Source organism: Tsukamurella paurometabola, assembly GCF_900631615.1.
GTDB lineage: Bacteria > Actinomycetota > Actinomycetes > Mycobacteriales > Mycobacteriaceae > Tsukamurella > Tsukamurella paurometabola_A.
Map to the genome: position 1 here is coordinate 2,802,828 of NZ_LR131273.1, position 17,619 is coordinate 2,820,446.

Annotated in this window: 17 protein-coding genes and 1 other RNA gene; 12 read left to right on the forward strand and 6 right to left on the reverse strand. The window is 69.1% G+C overall.

Features of this window, described 5'->3' with window-relative positions; genetic code table 11:
- The first annotated feature begins 8 nt into the window (after positions 1 to 8).
- The 6 genes from ftsX (at position 9) to ELY19_RS14020 (ending at position 3,804) form a co-directional block, all read left to right on the forward strand.
- Positions 9 to 914, forward strand: a complete 906-nt coding sequence (gene ftsX, locus ELY19_RS13995) for a permease-like cell division protein FtsX (RefSeq protein ID WP_126196752.1) — start codon at positions 9 to 11, stop codon at positions 912 to 914.
- A gap of 106 nt (positions 915 to 1,020) precedes the next feature.
- Positions 1,021 to 1,500 carry an SsrA-binding protein SmpB gene (gene smpB, locus ELY19_RS14000; protein WP_126196753.1) on the forward strand — a complete coding sequence of 160 codons (480 nt, stop codon included), beginning with the start codon at positions 1,021 to 1,023 and terminating at the stop codon, positions 1,498 to 1,500.
- A 316-nt stretch (positions 1,501 to 1,816) separates the two neighbouring features.
- Positions 1,817 to 2,187, forward strand: a transfer-messenger RNA (tmRNA) gene (gene ssrA / locus ELY19_RS14005).
- A 233-nt stretch (positions 2,188 to 2,420) separates the two neighbouring features.
- On the forward strand, positions 2,421 to 2,717 hold the full coding sequence (locus ELY19_RS14010) for a hypothetical protein (RefSeq protein WP_126196754.1): 297 nt from the start codon (positions 2,421 to 2,423) through the stop codon (positions 2,715 to 2,717).
- A gap of 53 nt (positions 2,718 to 2,770) precedes the next feature.
- The gene (locus ELY19_RS14015) at positions 2,771 to 3,211 is read left to right on the forward strand and encodes a hypothetical protein (protein WP_126196755.1); all 441 of its coding nucleotides are present in this window, start codon (positions 2,771 to 2,773) and stop codon (positions 3,209 to 3,211) included.
- Positions 3,211 to 3,804 (forward strand): hypothetical protein, encoded by a 594-nt coding sequence (locus ELY19_RS14020; protein ID WP_126196756.1) that lies wholly within the window; start codon positions 3,211 to 3,213, stop codon positions 3,802 to 3,804. The genes ELY19_RS14015 and ELY19_RS14020 overlap by 1 nt, the downstream gene beginning before the upstream one ends.
- A 677-nt stretch (positions 3,805 to 4,481) precedes the next feature.
- On the opposite strand, the gene ELY19_RS14025 is transcribed toward ELY19_RS14020, so the two are convergent.
- Together ELY19_RS14025 and ELY19_RS14030 are read right to left on the reverse strand one after the other, a co-directional pair.
- Positions 4,482 to 5,879, reverse strand: coding sequence for a serine hydrolase domain-containing protein (locus ELY19_RS14025; RefSeq protein WP_126196757.1), 1,398 nt, complete (start codon positions 5,877 to 5,879; stop codon positions 4,482 to 4,484).
- Positions 5,880 to 6,094: 215 nt separating this feature from the next.
- A complete protein-coding gene (locus ELY19_RS14030) occupies positions 6,095 to 6,307 on the reverse strand; it encodes an excalibur calcium-binding domain-containing protein (protein WP_126196758.1) in 213 nt (70 codons plus the stop codon).
- A gap of 238 nt (positions 6,308 to 6,545) precedes the next feature.
- Between ELY19_RS14030 and ELY19_RS14035 the strand changes: the two genes are divergently transcribed.
- Complete coding sequence (locus ELY19_RS14035; protein WP_126196759.1) at positions 6,546 to 7,493, forward strand: esterase/lipase family protein; 948 nt, start codon at positions 6,546 to 6,548, stop codon at positions 7,491 to 7,493.
- Here the strand turns inward: ELY19_RS14035 and ELY19_RS14040 are convergent.
- The 4 genes from ELY19_RS14040 to ELY19_RS14055 all read right to left on the reverse strand — a co-directional run bounded on the left by ELY19_RS14040 (position 7,463) and on the right by ELY19_RS14055 (position 10,731).
- Positions 7,463 to 8,410 (reverse strand): cation diffusion facilitator family transporter, encoded by a 948-nt coding sequence (locus ELY19_RS14040; protein ID WP_126196760.1) that lies wholly within the window; start codon positions 8,408 to 8,410, stop codon positions 7,463 to 7,465. The genes ELY19_RS14035 and ELY19_RS14040 overlap by 31 nt on opposite strands.
- An 83-nt stretch (positions 8,411 to 8,493) precedes the next feature.
- A complete protein-coding gene (locus tag ELY19_RS14045; RefSeq protein WP_126196761.1) occupies positions 8,494 to 8,898 on the reverse strand; it encodes a RidA family protein in 405 nt (134 codons plus the stop codon).
- 58 nt (positions 8,899 to 8,956) lie between these two features.
- Positions 8,957 to 9,703: an IclR family transcriptional regulator gene (locus tag ELY19_RS14050; RefSeq protein WP_126196762.1), complete on the reverse strand. Its 747-nt coding sequence runs from the start codon at positions 9,701 to 9,703 to the stop codon at positions 8,957 to 8,959.
- A complete protein-coding gene (locus ELY19_RS14055; RefSeq protein ID WP_227966826.1) occupies positions 9,700 to 10,731 on the reverse strand; it encodes a sugar kinase in 1,032 nt (343 codons plus the stop codon). Before ELY19_RS14055 ends, ELY19_RS14050 begins: the two co-directional genes overlap by 4 nt.
- A 113-nt stretch (positions 10,732 to 10,844) precedes the next feature.
- Here ELY19_RS14055 and ELY19_RS14060 point away from each other — a divergent pair, with 113 nt between their 5' ends.
- The 5 genes from ELY19_RS14060 to pgm all read left to right on the forward strand — a co-directional run bounded on the left by ELY19_RS14060 (position 10,845) and on the right by pgm (position 17,587).
- The gene (locus tag ELY19_RS14060) at positions 10,845 to 12,101 is read left to right on the forward strand and encodes a type III PLP-dependent enzyme domain-containing protein (protein ID WP_227966827.1); all 1,257 of its coding nucleotides are present in this window, start codon (positions 10,845 to 10,847) and stop codon (positions 12,099 to 12,101) included.
- Between the two features lie 9 nt (positions 12,102 to 12,110).
- The gene (locus ELY19_RS14065) at positions 12,111 to 13,712 is read left to right on the forward strand and encodes an N-acyl-D-amino-acid deacylase family protein (protein WP_126196763.1); all 1,602 of its coding nucleotides are present in this window, start codon (positions 12,111 to 12,113) and stop codon (positions 13,710 to 13,712) included.
- A complete protein-coding gene (locus tag ELY19_RS14070) occupies positions 13,709 to 14,341 on the forward strand; it encodes a bifunctional 4-hydroxy-2-oxoglutarate aldolase/2-dehydro-3-deoxy-phosphogluconate aldolase (protein WP_227966829.1) in 633 nt (210 codons plus the stop codon). Before ELY19_RS14065 ends, ELY19_RS14070 begins: the two co-directional genes overlap by 4 nt.
- 27 nt (positions 14,342 to 14,368) lie before the next feature.
- Complete coding sequence (locus ELY19_RS14075) at positions 14,369 to 15,763, forward strand: GntP family permease (protein ID WP_126196764.1); 1,395 nt, start codon at positions 14,369 to 14,371, stop codon at positions 15,761 to 15,763.
- 183 nt (positions 15,764 to 15,946) lie between these two features.
- Positions 15,947 to 17,587, forward strand: coding sequence for a phosphoglucomutase (alpha-D-glucose-1,6-bisphosphate-dependent) (gene pgm / locus ELY19_RS14080; protein WP_126196765.1), 1,641 nt, complete (start codon positions 15,947 to 15,949; stop codon positions 17,585 to 17,587).
- Positions 17,588 to 17,619: the final 32 nt, after the last annotated feature.

Genomic DNA, 17,619 nt, shown 5'->3' on the forward strand with positions numbered 1-17,619 from the left:
AATTCCCAGTGCGAGCCAGTTTCATCACCAGCGAGGTCCTCACCGGCCTGCGCCGGAACGTGAGCATGACGATCGCCATGATCCTCACCACCGCGATCTCTCTCGGCCTGTTCGGCGGTGGTCTGCTCGTGGTGCGGATGGCCGACAAGAGCCAGGACATCTTCCTGCAGCGCGTCGAGATCCAGGTGTTCGTCGACGACAAGGTCGCCGCCGACGATCCGGACTGCCAGAAGGCCGTGTGCCAGGCGATCGAGTCGAAGATCAAGGCGCAGCCGGGTGTGGACTCGCTGGACTACATCTCGCAGGACAAGGCACTCGAGACCGCCAAGACCAAGACCTTCGCCGGTCAGCCCGAGCTGGCGGAGCTGGTGCGCCCCGGCGTCCTGCCCGCCTCCTTCAAGGTGCGCGTCGGCGACGAGAACAAGTTCGCGGCGGTGATCGACGCGGTGAAGGACCAGCCCGGCGTGGCCGGGGTGCAGGACCAGCGCGAGTTGGTGGAGCGCGTCTTCTCCGTCCTCAACGGCGCCCGCAACGCCGCCTTCTTCGTCGCGCTGATCCAGGCCGTCGCGGCGGTGCTGCTCATCGCGAACATGGTGCAGGTGGCCGCGTACACGCGGCGCACGGAGGTGTCGATCATGCGCCTGGTGGGCGCGTCGCGGTGGTACACCCAGCTGCCGTTCCTGTTGGAGGCGGTGATCGGCGCCGTCATCGGCGCGGTCCTCGCGATCGGCGGCCTGTTCGCGGGCAAGGCGCTGTTCTTCGACCGGGCGCTGCGTGAGATGTACGGCGTGAACATCCTGGCCCGGATCACCAACACCGACGTCCTGCTCGTCTCTCCCTGGCTGATCCTCGTGGGTGCAGGGTTCGCCGCCGTCACCGCCTACGTCACGCTCCGCTTCTACGTGCGGGAGTAGCCCCGCGCGATAAGTCGCTTTCCGCGCACCGTCGTATCCCCGTACGATGGAGTGGTTGTCCAGCCGCGACCGGCACTCGGTCGCGGCGTACAGGAAGGGAAGGACGATGGCGAAGGAGAAGGGGCGCTCGGTGATCGCGAGCAACCGCAAGGCGCGCCACAACTACGCCATCCTCGACACCTTCGAGGCCGGCGTGGTGCTGGTGGGCACGGAGGTGAAGGCGCTGCGCGAGGGCAAGGCGTCGCTGGTCGACGCCTACGCGACGATCGACGACGGCGAGATCTGGCTGCGCGGGCTGCACATCCCGGAGTACGGGAACGGTACGTGGACCAACCACACGCCGCGCCGCACCCGGAAGCTGCTCATGCACCGCCGCGAGATCGATTCACTGACCGGCAAGATCCGCGAGGGCAACCAGACGCTGGTCCCGCTGTCGATGTACTTCAACGACGGCCGCGTGAAGGTCGAGCTGGCCCTCGCGAAGGGCAAGCAGGACTACGACAAGCGGCAGGACATCGCCCGCCGGACCGCCGAGCGCGAACTGGTCCGGGAGCTGGGGCGGCGCGTCAAGGGCATGCGCGGCTGATCTGTTTCCGACGGTGCCCGGCGTGGCGCGTTGAGTTCCGACGTTCTCGGGCGTTCACTTGAGATACGAGTTACTGATGTGACTCGTGGGACTCAAGTGAGGAGCGGATCCATGAGTGTCGAGAACCGGGCCAAGGTTGTTTCGCTGGCGCACCGCATCGGAACGGTGCTGCTCACCGTGCTGATGAACATGAACGCCTCCGCCGCCGGCGTGCGCCCGCACACCGTCTGATAATCGCTGGACAGGCGCCGATCCCGGTGCGGTAGTATGGAACTTCCACTCCGCAAGGGTGGGCTTCCGCTGAAGCGGACGATGAGGGGCCGATCGGTTTCGACTTCGTTTGTTGACGCGGGGGAAGCGTGCCGGTGCAGGCTGGAGACCACCGTAAGCGTCGCAGCAACCAATTAAGCGCCGATTCCAATCAGCGCGACTTCGCTCTCGCTGCCTAAGCAGCCAGGCGAGTCTGTCAGTCCGGGTTCGCCCTCGGCCCGGTTCCTGGCATCAGCTAGAGGGATTCACCCCGCGGTGCGGTCGCGGCATCGCGGGGGACATCAAACAGCGACTGGGATCGTCATCCCGGCTCGTCCGTGAGACCGGGAGATCCGAGTAGAGGCACAGCGGACTGCGCACGGAGAAGCCCCGTAGAAATGACGGAGGACCCGGGTTCAATTCCCGGCGGCTCCACAGAGGGCCCCTGATCTGCATGGCAGATCAGGGGTCGCTTTCGTTCCGTCGTCACGCTCGTGGGAAATCCCATCGCGACCGCGATGCACCGCACCATAGAGTTGCCAGCGTGAACAATTGCGTGCGGTCGACGGTGCCCGGGCGGGTGCACCTCGACGAGTCTGGCGCGGTGATCGAGTACGGGGATCGTCGGGGCTTCGGTTCGCCGCCCGATGCCTGCTATTCCGCGCTCCTCGATGGCCGTCCCGGACGTCGTTGGCGACCGTGGGGCAGGCGATGAGCGAGCAGTCGAAAGGAAGCGGTCACGCCATCCCGTGTACACGGTGCTCCGTATCGACGTGTGGGACGGCGATGTGAGCAAGCCTCTGTCCGAGCTGAGGGCAGATCCACAGCGATTCGTGACGGTGACCGCCGTGTACCCGACATTGGACGAGGCGAAAGCCGACGTCGAGCGGTTTAACGACGTTCGGAGTGGCGGGAACGGCGGTAGCGGCGCGGTGTACTTCTGGGCGGCCGCACGGGAGTGCGAGTAGCAGTGTTTATCATCGGGTATGAGTAATCCACGACACCGTAGGTGGTGACGTCCATGCCGTTCGTTCTGGAGCCCGAGGTGGCGGGTGGTCTCGGTGAAGGCACGGTGCTGGACGCTTCAGTGCATCCGCCGATCGTGTCCGAGCTGGAGTACGAAGTTGCGGGATGGCTTGGGGACGACCTGATTGCGGGCTTCCCCGTCTACTTGGTGTCGCCGCGTCTTCTCGCCGCGATGGAGACCGCGAGGTTGACGGGATTCGCCGTGAATCCGAACTGCCGTGTCACCGTGAACGAGCAGGTTCACGCAGAGTTGAATAGCTCGGACGTGTCCACATTCACCTGGATCGACATCCCCGGCGCCACAAGTGATGACCTACACGTGACCGCTGATCTGCTGCTCGGGGTGTCGGATCGGGCTTGGGAGGTGTTCTCGCAGTTCACGTTGCGCTTCTGCGGGATCCGTGAAGCCGATGTCGATGACGGAGGAGGGGCTTGATGTTGGGGTTCGGTAAGCGGCGTGGGGATGCGCGCGACAGCCGCGACGAGCCCGACGATGCGTTCGTCGCGCTCGGGTTCGGGGCCTTCCAGGTCTACGACGCGGAGACCTCGAGGATCAACTCGGCAGTAGTCTCAGCGATCACAGCCAAGGATGTCCGGGTGATCGCGGCGGATTGGAGAGGTGTTCAGTTCTGGGTCGAGGCGCGTGTCGCGGTCGATGGCGATGACGATGACGCCATGGTGTCCATGTTCGATCCCTCGACAATGGTCTCGGACACCGTCATCGAACAGAAGCCGTTCGTAGAGGCGATCATCTCGGGCAGCGTCGTGGCCGGCGTGGATGCGGAAGGACTCCGTGCATGGTTGGACGAACGGGAGCTGGAATCGCTGCCGCCGAACACGTGCGTGCCCGTGTACCCCCAACAGTTCATCACGGGCTCTGAGGGGCGCGAGCTGCTGAGTCCGGAGAGCTATTCCACACCCGACTGGTTGATCTTCTGCGCCAAGTCGCTAGCGGTGATGAACACCCTCGGGCTCCGCTCGGGTGAACCGCTACCACCAGACTTCCATGATCGTGTGGCGGCGCTGTAGTGGATGGAGTGCCATGACGAGTGCCCCGATCACGGACCTCCCAGGATCCGCCACGCGGCCGGCGCGCTCACAGGCGCCTGTTGCGCGATGCTCGGGTGGACACTCGGGCTCCTCGCCGTGTGGACATCGGCGAGCCGCTGCGGAAGCGCGGGATCTCCCTCATGGACGAGTCGGCTGCGTGACGGTTCGTAGAGCCGTGCTCCAAGGGGGGGACTGAATGCGGGACGACCTACTGGCGGAAATGATCGTCATGTTCGGGCTGATCGCGGCCGGGTGGGTGGTCTGGGGCAGTGCGGCCTCGACCACCGCTCCACGGCGGCTGGTTGCGTGTGTGTTGCTCGGTTCGGCTGCACTGTCGCCGTTGCTTTTCGGTGAGTCGATACTCAGTGCTGTCGGATTCGTACTTGCATCCGCTGTATGGCGATTCAGGTTCTTACCGAAGGACGAGCTGCGGCAACTGTTCGGTGCAGACAGGCGACACCCCGCAGGTGACGAGACGGGCGAGAGCGGGCCTCGATGAGAGCAACGCCGATCGTGAACGCGGCAGGACATCCGTGGGTGCTCGGTTTCGCCTGTCTGCCGGGCCGAGGCTGACGGTCTCTGGGTACTCAGGTTTCTCGACCGAGATGAGCGACCAGTGGTAAGCGTGAGGTAGTTCGGTGCGGACAGATCGTCGGTCACCGGCGGTGCCGCGCCATTGCGCTCCGCACCGTTGCTGTCACCATCACCACCGAGGTCACGATCGACGCGGTCGAGAGTGCGATCAGCACAAACGCGAGGTCGGGAGCCCAGCGGTTCAACACAATCGATGGAACTCCCACAAGGCTGTGCGCGAACCACGTAGCCATGCCGACAGCGAGGTAGAGGCCCGCCGTGAGAAGGCCGTAGATGATCGTCCTTCGCGCTGATCGCAGCCTTCCCCGCCGGGACAGTCTCCACGTACCGGTGACTCCCAGGAGAATGAATGCGACACCGGCGATGGCCGAGAGTACGGGCAGTGTCGTCGCCGGCGCGACGGTCGGTGCAGCGATTTCATCGCCTGCGGACCTACGCGTGATGAATCGGGCGAAGGCGGCGAACTCGTTCGACTCGAGTTCGCCGTACCGATTCGCGGCGAGCACGAGAGCCTGGCCGGTGTCGGGAAACAGCGCTATGTGGGTGAAGTATCCGGGCACCGCACCGGAGTGCCACCAGACGTCTCGGCCCGCGATCCGTTCGCGGTACAGCCCGGGCCCGTAACCGGCTTTCCCTGCCGTGGAGACGGTCGCTGCGGCACCGTCTCGCAGGAGCGGAGTCGCAGCCAGCCACTGTGCGTACCGCCCGAGAGCCTCGATCGAACCCGCGAGGTAGCCGTACCCGAATCCGGCTCCGTCCGGGGCGGGTACGTTTGCTCGGGGCGCACCGAACCACGGGACGAATCCTGCTGGGACGATGGCGTTGTATTGGCGGGACTCGGCGACGATCCGTGCGTTCGAAGGCCTGCCGACGTGTGATTGGAGGGCCTGAGAGTACGTCCCGTTCGTGGCGCGCTCGATCACGGCCTGCAACAAAAGGTAATTCAGGCTGGAGTAGCGGAATGCTCCACGGGGATCGTGCCGTGGAGGCGGCGATTCTGCAATCGCTGAACGGGCTGACTGCGAGCGCGGCACGTCCGTCAACGACACATCATGGGGCAGCCCGCTCGTGTGATGGATCAGGTCTCCCACGTCGACGTCATCCCCGACCCAGGACGCTCCCTCGGGAAGTACCTCTCGGACAGCGCTGCTGAGGTCCAGTTCGCCCGAATCCGCGAGGCCGACTGCGATGGCTGCGGCAGCCGACTTGGACACCGAGCCCCACACGAAGGGCGATTCGGCCGAAAGCTCCTCGCCTCTACCATCCAGCCCTGCGGTGATCTCCCACTGCGTTCCGTTCGGACCGACCAGCCGCGCCGCGATCCCGGGCACCCGCATCTGCCTGCCGAACTCCTCGACATCCTCTCGGAGGGACACTGTGACCGGAGTCGCCGCCGCTATCCGGACAGGCAAGAGCGAACCCATCAGGCCCAGCACCGCCAGCAATCGAAGCCACCGCATCAAGCCCCACCTCGGTCGTCGTCACGTTCGGCGAGACGCTATCGGTGCCCGATGCTGAGGCGCCTCACCCGAAGGGGTGAGGTTGCTGTTCCTTCGAGCCCTCATCACTCCTCGAGGGCGGGTTCGGTGTCAGACGAGTTCGAGTCGCTCGCGCTCTTGTGACAGGCGGTCGAAGGGGGCGCCGTGCGACCGCACGCCGCCCCCTTCGCCCGGTGCTACTTCTTCTTCACCTCGCAGGCGATGCCGTCGCCGTCGCGATCGAGGTGGCTGCCGTAGCCGGGCTGGCCCTTGAGGATCGGGGCCTTGCCGGCCTGGCGCACCTCGGTGCAGTTCTTGTAGGACGGGTCGGCGTTCGCGGCAGCGGCCGGCGCGGCGAGCGCGGCGAGCGAGAATGCGGCGACGGCGATGCGGGTGAGGGTGGGGGACATGGACAACTCCTGCAGACCGGGGGGGGACGACGACCGCAGGACGGTCCCTCTCCTGCGGTCTTTACGGTGTACGCCTTTGCAGGCCCAATCAGATTGCCGGATATGGGTAATTAGCCGGGAAAGTGACCGTATCGCACGATCTCTGCCGGGAAATGGCGGTCAGGGCTCGCGAGGGCGTGGTGAAACAAGTTCTAGAATGTCTCTCGGCGCGACGAGGGTTGGGCTATCGTCCGTGGGCATGAACCTGCGTTCGGTATGGCGGCGGGCGGTTGTCGCGGCGGCCGGTCTCGCGCTCCTGGCGGCGGCGCCGTCGACCGCGGCGCCGCTGCCCGAGAACTTCACCTTCTTCGGCGGCATACCGTCGGAACTGACGAACCCGAACGGCTCGCTACCCGGGACCAACGACTACTCCTGCAGGCCCACGGCCCGCCATCCCAACCCGGTGGTGCTGGTGCACGGCACGGGCGGCGGCTCGCAGACCAACTGGGGTGCCTACGCGCCGCTGCTCAAGAACAACGGCTACTGTGTCTTCTCCTTCACCTACGGCGCCCTGCCCGGGGCTCCGTGGCCGGTGAACCAGATCGGCGGAACACGGCCGCTCGCAACGAGTGCGCAGCAGCTGAGATCGATGGTGGAACGCGTTCTCACCGCTACCGGCGCGAAGAAGGTCGACCTCATCGGCCACTCGCAGGGCACACTCATGCCGTCGTACTTCGTGAAGAACCTCGGCGGCGCCGGCAAGGTCGGCAAATACGTCTCGCTCGCCCCGCTGTGGCGCGGCACCGGGGGCGACCTCGGCAAGGCCGTGTCGGTCTTCGTGCGCGGCCTGAACGCGCCCGACCCGTACTTCCCGGTCTTCGAGTCGATCGGCGACATGCTGCCGGGATCGCGCTTCCTCGACACGATCTGGACCGGCGGCACGCCCTACTCGCGCGGCGTCGAGTACACGAACATCTCGACCCGGTTCGACGAACTGGTGCTGCCCTATACGAGCGGTCAGGTCGACGGTCCGCCCGGCACGAAGGTCACCAACATCGTGGTGCAGGACACCTGCGCGCAGGACCTGTCGGACCACCTGGCGATCGCGGGCTCACGCCGAGCCGCATACTTCGTGCTCAACGCGCTCGACCCGCAGCATCCGCGGCCCGTGCCCTGCTACGTGGTGCCGCCGTTCACGGGAGCCTGACCGGGGTAGGTCTCGCCGTGCGGGTCGTCGCAGTGGTCCTCGGCGCCCTCGTGGTCGACCTGCAGCGTCGCGTGCTCGATGCCGTACTGATCGTGCAGCATGCCGCTGATCTTCGAGCGCACGGCGTGGCAGTCCGCGGCGGGATCGACGAGCACGTGGGCCGACAGCGCGGGCTGACCCGACGTGATCTCCCAGATGTGTAGGTCGTGCACCTCGGCGACCGACGGCACGGCGGCCACGTCGCGCCCCACCTCGGCGGGGTCGATGCCCTCTGGGGCGGCCTCGAGGAAGATCCGCCCGGACGCCTTGACCAGCCCCCATCCGGCCTTGAGCATGAGCGCCGCCACCACGAGTGCGGCGATCGCGTCCGCCCGGCCCCACCCGGTGGCCCAGATGACCGCGCCGGCGATCGCCGTGGCGATGAAGGCGTAGAGGTCGTTGAGGATGTGCTGGTAGGCGCCCTCGACATTGAGGCTGGTGCGGTTCGCGCGCCGGATGCACCAGGTGGCGGCCAGGTTCACGGCGCAGCCGGCGAGCGCGGTGAAGAAGACCAGCGGGCCGTCGACGTCGGGCGGCGTGATGAGTCGCGAGATCCCCTCGTAGACGAAGAATGCGGCGAGGAGCAGGAGGGTGATGCCGTTGGCCTGCGCCGAGAGGATCTCGACCCGCTTGAGCCCCCAGGTGTACCCGCCCTTCGCCGGCTTCGCGGCGATCTTGATCGCGACCAGCGCGAGCACGATCGCCGCGGCGTCCGTGAGCATGTGCGCGGCGTCGGTGATCAGCGCGAGCGAGCTCGCGATGATGCCGATCGTCACCTCGATCGCCATGAACGCGACGATGAGCGCCAGCGCCAGGCTCAGCCAGCGCTTGTCGGCGTCCGGCGACACCCCGTGGTCGTGTCCCGCGTGTCCGCTCATCTCAGCTCCGCCCCTCGTCCGATGAGATCACCGAACGAACATACATGGTTGTATGCGCATGTATCAACGGCGGTCGGTGGTGCTCAGTCCAGGGCGGCGAGCGCGTCGATCTCCACCAGCATCACCTCGTGCGGGAGGTCGACGAAGACCGTCGTCCGGCAGGGGAGTGCGGCGCCCTCGGGCACGTTCTCGGCGATGAACGCGCCGTAGACCTCGTTCATCGCGGCGAAGTCGTCGCGCGTGGTGAGGTAGACGCGGAACATCAGGACGTCGGCCACCGTGGCGCCGCCCGCCTCGAGGATCGCCTTGACGTTCTCCAGCGTGCGCCGGGTCTGCTCCTTGACGTCGCCCGCGGCGATGTACTGGTTCGTCGCCGGGTCCATCGGGCCCTGGCCGGAGACCTGCAGCAGGTTGCCGCGGCGCACGCCCTGGGAGAAGAAGTGGGCGGGAGCGGGCGCGTCGGTGGTGGAGACGGCGGTCGCGGTCATGGTGATGATTCCTTTGCTCTCGTGGGTGTTTCGGTGTTCCCGGGGGTGTCCGGGAGGTTCAGCGCGGGCGGTACCCGCAGTCGCGGGAGATCGCCGCGCACGTCGCGCGCAGCGGCTCCAGCAAGTCGACCAGGTCGTCGAAAGGCAGGACCACGTCGGGAACGGACACGGACACGGCGGCGACGACGGTGCCGCTCGCGTCGCGGACCGGCGCTCCGATGCAGTTGATCGTCGGCTCGTTCTCCTCGCGGTCGGCGGCCCAGTCCTGCGCGCGGACGCGCTCGATCTCGGCGAGGTAGTCCTCGGGCGTGACGATCGTGTTCGGTGTGCGCCGGGTGAAGTCCATCGCCGCGACGACGCGCCTCAGTTCGTCGTCGGGCAGCGAGGCGAGCATGAGCTTCCCGACGGCGCTGGAGTTGAGGTTGACCTCCATGCCCACCCGCGAGTACATCCGGATGAGGTCGCGCGACTCGAGCTTGTCGATGTACACGACGGCGTCGCCCTCGCGGGCCGCGAGGTGCGTGGTCCGGCCGTACTCGCGATTAAACGCGGCCAGGTGCGGCGCGGCGATCTCGCGGATCCCGCGCTGCTCCGAGGCGCGCGCCGCGAGGTCGAAGACGCGGGATCCGAGGTGGTAGCGGTGCGCCTCGTCGTGGTACGCGAAGCGCGCATCGACGAGCGGGCGCAGGAGCCGGAGCACCGTCGTCTTGTGCACCCCGAGTTCGTCGGCGAGTTCGTCGAGCGACGCGGGACCCTCGCCCAGGAGGCGCAGGATCTCCAGCGCGCGGGTCAGGCTCTGGCTCATGGCGTCCGGCTCTCGCGGGGTGGGGTGAACTCCTCGCCGCCCACCCGCACCGCGTCCGGACCCACGTGCGCGGCGGACCAGTCGGCGTCAGTACAGGTCAGGAGTGCCGCCATCGCGTCAGGAGGCAGGGTGGCGAAGTCCGCCCGCACCGTCAGGGTCGCCGCGGCGCCGGCATGGCCGCGGCGCAGGCACGTGCGCAGGTCCTCGTCACGTGCGAGGCCGTGCAGGAAACCCGCGGCGAACGAGTCGCCGGCGCCTACCGGTTCGACGACCTCGACCGACAGGGCGGGGACGGCGATCTGGGTGCCCGCGCAGTCCACGGCGACGGCGCGCACGGCACCGTCCTTGACGACGACGGTGCGCGGTTCGGGCAGGAGCGCGCGGACCCCGGCGGGGGAGCCGATCCCGAGAACGCGCTCCGCCTCGTCGGATCCGACGAGCACGACGTCGGCGCACCGGGCCAGCTCGATGACCAGCGACGGGTCGCCGTCGGGCCAGAGCTGCTCGCGCCAGTTGACGTCGAACGTGACGGTCCCGGGTACGCCGTCGCGGTCCCGCAGCAGGGTCCGGGTGAGGGCGGCGCACGACGCGGACAGTGCGGGCGTGATGCCGCTGGTGTGCACGATCCGGGCGCTCGTGAGCGCCGCCGCGACCGAGGGGCGGGCGAGGAACTCGGGGCTCATCGCGGCGGCCGCGCTGCCCGCGCGCCGGTAGGTACTGGTGGTGACGGGTTCGCCCGTGGCGTCGACGCCCTCCGTCTTGGCGTACCGCCCGGTGAACGCGGTCTCGTCGACCTCGATGCCGTCGGTGTGCACGCCGTACGCGCGCAGGTGCTCGACGATGCGCCGGCCCTCGGCGTCCCCGCCGATCCGGCCGAGGAAGGCCGTGGGGGTGCCCAGTGCTGCGACGCCCGCCGCCACGTTCGCCTCCGCCCCACCGGCGTGCATGGGGGGAGCGGGAGCGTCGAGGTCCGACGCGGCGACCAGTGCCAGCGGTTCCCCGAGGCACACGATCCAAGCTTCCGTCACCCGTCGCACCTTTCGACTTCGTGGTTGTGCAGGTCCTCGCGGCAATGCTAGCGTCTGTGACACGCATCACGCAACGACGATTGCAATTTACGCAACATAGCAGATTGGGACCCATGATGGCCAACGGGAACGGCGCGCGGCCGACGGTGCTGAGTGTGCTCGACAAGGCGGTGCCCGCGTGGGCGAACGGGATGAGCACGGCCGATTTCCTCGCCCGCGCACCACGCCTGAGCGAACTCGCCACGCCGGTGCTCGTCCTCGACCGGGCGGCGATGGCGGACAACATCGCGGAGTTCGCCCGGTGGACCGCCGCACACGGCTTCGACCTCGAGCCGCACGGCAAGACCACGATGGCGCCCGCGCTGTGGCAGGACCAGCTCGACGCCGGCTCCACGGCGATCACCGTCGCGAACCTGCCCCAGCTGCGGGCCGCCGTCGTCACCGGATTCCGGAACCTGCATGTGGCGAACGCGATCGCCGACCCGGCCGGGATCCGCTGGCTCGGCGAGGCGCTCGACGCCGACCCGGAACTCGAGGTCACCCTCTGGGCCGACGGACTCGGCACCGTCGAACTGCTCGACCGCGGCCTCGCCACCGCGACGCGCCAGCCCACCGTGCTCGTCGAACTGGGTGGCCCCGGCGGCCGCACCGGAGCGCGCACCGTCGACGAGGCCGTCGCGATCGGCGAGCGCATCGCGGCGTCCCCGCGTCTGCGTCTCGGCGGCGTCACCGGCTACGAGGGCGCCTTCGCGCACGACACCTCGGCCGCGGCGCTCGGCACCGTCGACGACTACCTGCGCACACTCAAGGCCCTGCACGCGCGCCTGCGCCCGCTGTACCCGGAAGGGCGCATCGTCGTCTCCGCCGGCGGCAGTGCCTATTTCGACCGTGTCGCCGCGATCCTCGGCGACATCGACGACGCCCGGATCGTGGTCAGGTCGGGGGCGTACATCATCCACGACGACGGCTTCTACCGCGGCATCACGCCGTCCGGCCGCGAGGCGGACGCGCCGCGGCTGCGGTCCGCGATGCACGTCTGGGCGCGCGTCATCTCGCGGCCCGAGCCCGGCCTCGCCCTGCTCGACGTGGGCCGCCGCGACGTCTCCTTCGACGAGGGCCTGCCCGAACCGCAGGTCGCCGCGCCGGGGCTCGGCGAGCCCGCGCGACCGCTCGAGGCGGAGATCTCCGCGGTCAACGATCAGCACGCCTTCCTCCGCCTGCCCGCCGGTGACCCGCTCGCCGTCGGCGACGTGGTGCGCCTGGGGCTGAGTCACCCGTGCACCGTCTTCGACAAGTGGCGCGTCATCCCCGTCGTCGCCGACGACGGCGAGAACCCGCAGGTCGTCGACATGATCTCCACCTACTTCTAGAGGCCCGCCATGCACGACACACTCATCCGCGCCGCCACCGTCGTCGACGGAACCGAGGCGCCCCGCTACACCGCGGATGTCGCGATCACCGACGGCGTCCTCACGGCGATCGGCACCGACCTCGGGCCGGCGCACCGCGTCATCGACGCCGACGGGCTGGTCCTGAGCCCCGGCTTCATCGACATGCACGCCCATTCCGACCTGCAGGTGCTCCTCAACCCGGAGCACCCGTCGCGGATCACGCAGGGCGTCACGTGCGAGGTGATCGGCCAGGACGGCCTGAGCTACGCGCCGGTCTCCGACGAGACGCTCGCCGTCGTGCGCCGCCAGATCGCCGGGTGGAACACCGATCCGGAGGACTTCGACTTCTCCTGGCGCACCGTCGGCGAATACCTCGACCGGCTCGACGCGGCCGGCACCGCGACCAACCTCGCCTACCTCGTGCCGCACGGTCTCCTCCGGGCCCTCACGATCGGCTTCGGCGACGGTGTCGCATCCCCGGCCGAGGTGGCCCGGATGCAGGAGATCCTGGCGCAGGGGCTGCGCGAGGGCGCCGTCGGCCTGTCCACGGGACTGACCTACACGCCCGCCATGTACGCCGACGACGCCGAGCTGGCCGCGCTCATGCGCACCACCGGCGAGCTCGGCGGCTACTTCTCCCCGCATCACCGCAGCTACGGCGCGGGCGCGATGGAGGCCTACGCCGAGATGATCGACCTGTCGAGGCGCACCGGCTGCCCGCTGCACCTCGCGCACGCCACCCTCAACTTCGGGCCGAACAAGGGCCGGGCACCCGAGCTCCTCGCCCTGCTCGACGATGCCGTCGCCGCGGGGGCCGACGTCTCGCTCGACACCTACCCCTACCTGCCGGGCGCCACGACGCTCGCCGCGATCCTCCCGAGCTGGGCCGCGGCCGGCGGCGCCGACGCCACTCTCGCGCGCCTGCGCGACCCGCAGGACCTCGCCCGCATCCGGGAGCACCTGGAGCACACCGGATCCGACGGCTGTCACGGCGTGATCGCCGAGTGGCACACCATCGAGATCAGCGGCGTCGGCACCGACGCGCTCGCCGGCTACGTCGGCCGCACCATCGAGCGGATCGCCGCCGACGAGCGCCGCGACCCGTTCGACGTGTGCATCGGGCTCCTGCTCGACGACCGCCTCGCCACCGGCATCCTGCAGCACGTCGGGCACGAGGAGAACGTGCGCGCCATCATGCGCCACCCCGCGCACACCGGCGGCAGCGACGGCCTGCTCGTCGGCGGCAAGCCGCACCCGCGCGCCTGGGGCACCTTCGCGCGCTACCTCGGCCACTACAGCCGCGACCTGGGCCTGATGAGCCTCGAGGAGTGCGTCGGTCATCTCACGGGCCGTGCCGCCCGCCGCCTGAAGCTGGTGCGACGGGGCCTGGTCCGCGAGGGCTACGCCGCCGACCTGGCGCTCTTCGACCCCGACGCGGTGATCGACCGCGCCACCTACGACGCCCCGCGCACGCCCGCAGCGGGATTCACGCACGTCTTCGTCCGCGGTGTCGCCGCCCTGGACGACGGCGTCCCCACCGGCGCGCTCGCGGGCGGCGCGCTGCGTCTCACGGAAGAAGGAGTCCTGTGACCGCCACCGATCCATCCGGCCTGCTCGACGCGCTGGCCGCAGACCGGGCGCTCACCGTGGTGCGCGCCCCCGAGCTCCCCGACGCGGCGGCACTGTGCCGCGCGCTCGCGGAGGGCGGGATCCGCACCGTGGAGCTGACGTTCACCACACCCGGCGTCCTGGGCCACCTCGAACGCGCCGCGGACGTCGAGGGCACGAACCTCGGCGTCGGCACGGTGCGGTCCGCCGCCCAGGCCCGCGACGCCGTGAACGCGGGTGCCCGGTTCCTGGTGACGCCCGACGTCAACGAGGAGGTCGCGGAGGCGGCACGCGACCTCGGCGTCCCTGTCTTCCTCGGCGCGCTGACCCCGACCGAGGTGGCACGCGCGGCCGCGCTCGGGTCGGTGGCAGTGAAGATCTTCCCCGCCCGTGCCTTCGGGCCGGGCTACCTCAAGGACCTGCACGGTCCGTTCCCCGGCCTGCCGCTCCTCCCGTCCGGCGGGGTGAGCGAGGCCAATGCCCGCGAGTTCCTGGGTGCCGGCGCGGTCGCCGTCTGCGCCGGCACGTCCGTCGTGCCCCCCGACACCGTCGCCGCCGGCGACTGGGCCGACATCACCCTCCGCGCCGCGCGTTTCGTCGCCGCGCTCTGATCCCCTTCCAGAACGGGAGTACCACTCATGTCCTCGGCCATCGACTGGCTGCAGCACGACACCGGGGGGCTGCTGACCCTCGCCGCGGTATCGATCGCGGTCCTGCTGTTCCTCATCATCAAGGTCAAGCTCGAACCCTTCATCGCGCTGATCATCGTCTCGGTCGGACTGGCGCTGGTCGCGGGCGTCTCCGTCGAGAAGCTCGTCGGATCACCGCAGAAGGGTGCGGCGCAATCGATCCTGGAGACCGGCTTCGGCGGCATCCTCGGTCACATCGCCCCGATCATCGGCCTCGGCACGGTACTCGGCGCCATCCTGGAACGCTCCGGCGGCGCCGACGTGCTCACCAGCTGGCTGCTGAAACTGTTCGGCCCCAAGGGAGCGCCACTGGCGATGGGCGTCACCGGTCTCATCCTGGGCATCCCGGTGTTCTTCGACATCGGCATCTTCATCCTGGCGCCGCTGGTGTACGTGTGTGCCAAGCGCGGCGGCAAGTCGCTCGTCATGTACGCGATGCCGATGCTCGCCGGCCTGTCGATGACGCACGCCTTCCTGCCGCCGCACCCCGGCCCCGTGGCCGCGGCGGGCCTGCTGCACACCTCGCTCGGCTGGATCATCATCATGGGCCTCGTCTGCGGCATCCCCGCCTGGTTCGCCTCGGGCATCGTCTGGGGCACGTGGATCGGCAAGCGGGTCATCGTCGACGTTCCCGAGGAGTTCGTGCCGGAGGAGGCCCACGCCAGCAAGAAGCAGCCGCCGCTCTCCCTGATCGCCTTCATCATCGCGGTCCCCATGCTGCTGATCCTCGGCGGCACCTTCGGCTCCGTGTGGCTCGAGAAGGGCACCAGGCCGTTCTCGATCCTCGTCTTCCTCGGCACGCCCGCCATCGCCCTGACCATCGCGGTCGTCCTGGCCTTCTACCTGCTCGGCATCCGGCGCGGCATCAACGCCACCCAGCTCGCCGAGATGACCGGTGCGGCGCTCAAGCCGATCGGCATGATCCTGCTGGTGGTCGGCGCCGGCGCCCTGTTCGGCGCGGTCCTGCGGGCCACGGGCGTGGGCACGGCGCTCACCGACTCGATGTCGGACCTCGGCCTGCCGCTGATCGTGACCGCCTACCTGGTCAGCTGCGCCCTGCGCATCGCGCAGGGCTCGGCGACGGTGGCGATCACCGCGACCGCCGGCATCATCGGTGAGACGGTGGCCGCCGGCAACTACTCGCAGGCGCAGATCGCGCTGATCGTCATCGCGATCTCGGCCGGCTCGATCATCCTCAGCCACGTCAACGACGGGGGTTTCTGGATCGTCGCGAAGTACTTCAACATGACGGTCAAGCAGACGCTCATGACCTGGTCGGTGCTCGAGACCGTCCTCTCGGTGGTGGGCTTCGCGATGGTGCTCATCGTCTGGGCGATCGTCTGACCGCCGCGGCGTCGCGTCCCGTCGCGACGCCGCGTCCCGTCGCGACGCCGCGTCCCGTCGCGTCGCCGGGCACGGCGGGGCGGTGCACCTGTTTACCCCGCGCGGAGCCCGCCTCGGCGATACGTTGGATGACAGCGGCCGCGCGATCCGCGGCCACTTCCGGACTGACGAGGTGGACTGAAGATGGCTCATGCGCGTGCCGGCCAACCGGCTCTTCCCGAGGACCTGATCGACGTCGAAGCCGTTCGTGCTGCGTACTATTCGGTCGCGCCCGACCCCGGCGACCCCGATCAGCGGGTGACCTTCGGCACGTCGGGGCATCGGGGGACGTCGCTGAACGGCAGCTTCAACGACAACCACATCGCGGCCACCACGCAGGCGATCGTCGAGTACCGCGCGGCGGAGGGCGTCCGCGGGCCGCTCTACCTCGCGAAGGACACGCACCTGCTCTCCGGCCCGGCGTGGGAGACGGCTGTGGAGGTGCTCGCCGCGAACGGCGTCGACACCCTGATCGACCTCGACGACCGGTACACGCCGACGCCCGCCCTGAGTCACGCGATCCTCACCTTCAACCGCAGGCACGGCGGGGGCGTCGAGGCGGACGGCATCGTCGTCACCCCGTCGCACAACCCGCCCGCGGACGGCGGCTTCAAGTACAACCCGCCGACCGGTGGCCCCGCCGACACCGACGCGACCTCGGCGATCGCCGCGCGTGCCAACGAGATCCTCGAGGGCGGCCTCCGCGACGTGCGCCGGATCCCGTTGGAGCGGGCCCTCGCCTCCGACGCGATCCAACGCTTCGACTTCCTCGACTCCTACGTCGGGGACCTGCCGTCGGTGTTGCACCTGGACAAGATCCGCGACGCCGGCGTCCGCATCGGCGCCGACCCCCTCGGCGGTGCGGCGGTCGGCTACTGGGGTGCCATCGGCGACCGGTACAACCTCGACCTCACCGTGGTCAATCCGACCGTCGACCCGCAGTTCGCGTTCATGACGCTCGACACCGACGGCAAGATCCGCATGGACTGCAGCTCGCCCAACGCGATGGCCTCGCTCATCGCGAACAAGGACCAGTACGACATCGCGACCGGCAACGACGCGGACTCCGACCGGCACGGCATCGTCACCCCCGACGGCGGGCTGATGAACCCGAACCACTACCTCGCCGTCGCGATCGACTACCTCTTCGCCTCGCGCGGCTGGCGCGACGACGCCGCGGTCGGCAAGACGCTCGTCAGCTCGTCGATGATCGACCGCGTGGTGGCCGAGCAGCGCCGCAAACTCCTCGAGGTCCCCGTCGGTTTCAAGTGGTTCGTGCCCGGCCTGCTCGACGGGAGTGTCGGCTTCGGCGGCGAGGAGTCCGCCGGCGCGTCCTTCCTGCGGCACGACGGATCGGTGTGGACCACCGACAAGGACGGCATCATCCTGGCGCTGCTCGCATCGGAGATCCTGGCCGTCACCGGCAAGAGCCCGTCGCAGCACTTCGCGGTGCTCGGGGAGCAGTACGGCGTGCCCGCCTACGCGCGGACCGACGCGCCCGCCGGCCGCGAGCAGAAGGCGGTGCTGGCGAAGCTCTCGCCCGAGCAGGTCACGGCCGGCGAGCTGGCGGGGGAGCCGATCACCGCCAAGCTCACCCGCGCGCCCGGCAACGGCGCTCCGATCGGCGGTCTCAAGGTGACCACCGAGAGTGCGTGGTTCGCGGCGCGTCCGTCCGGTACCGAGGACGTGTACAAGATCTACGCCGAGTCCTTCCGCGGGCCGGAGCATCTCGCCCAGGTGCAGGCCGAGGCGAAGGCGCTCGTCGACGGCGTTCTGGGGGCCTGAAAACGTTCTCCACCCCGCCTGACCTGGGAACT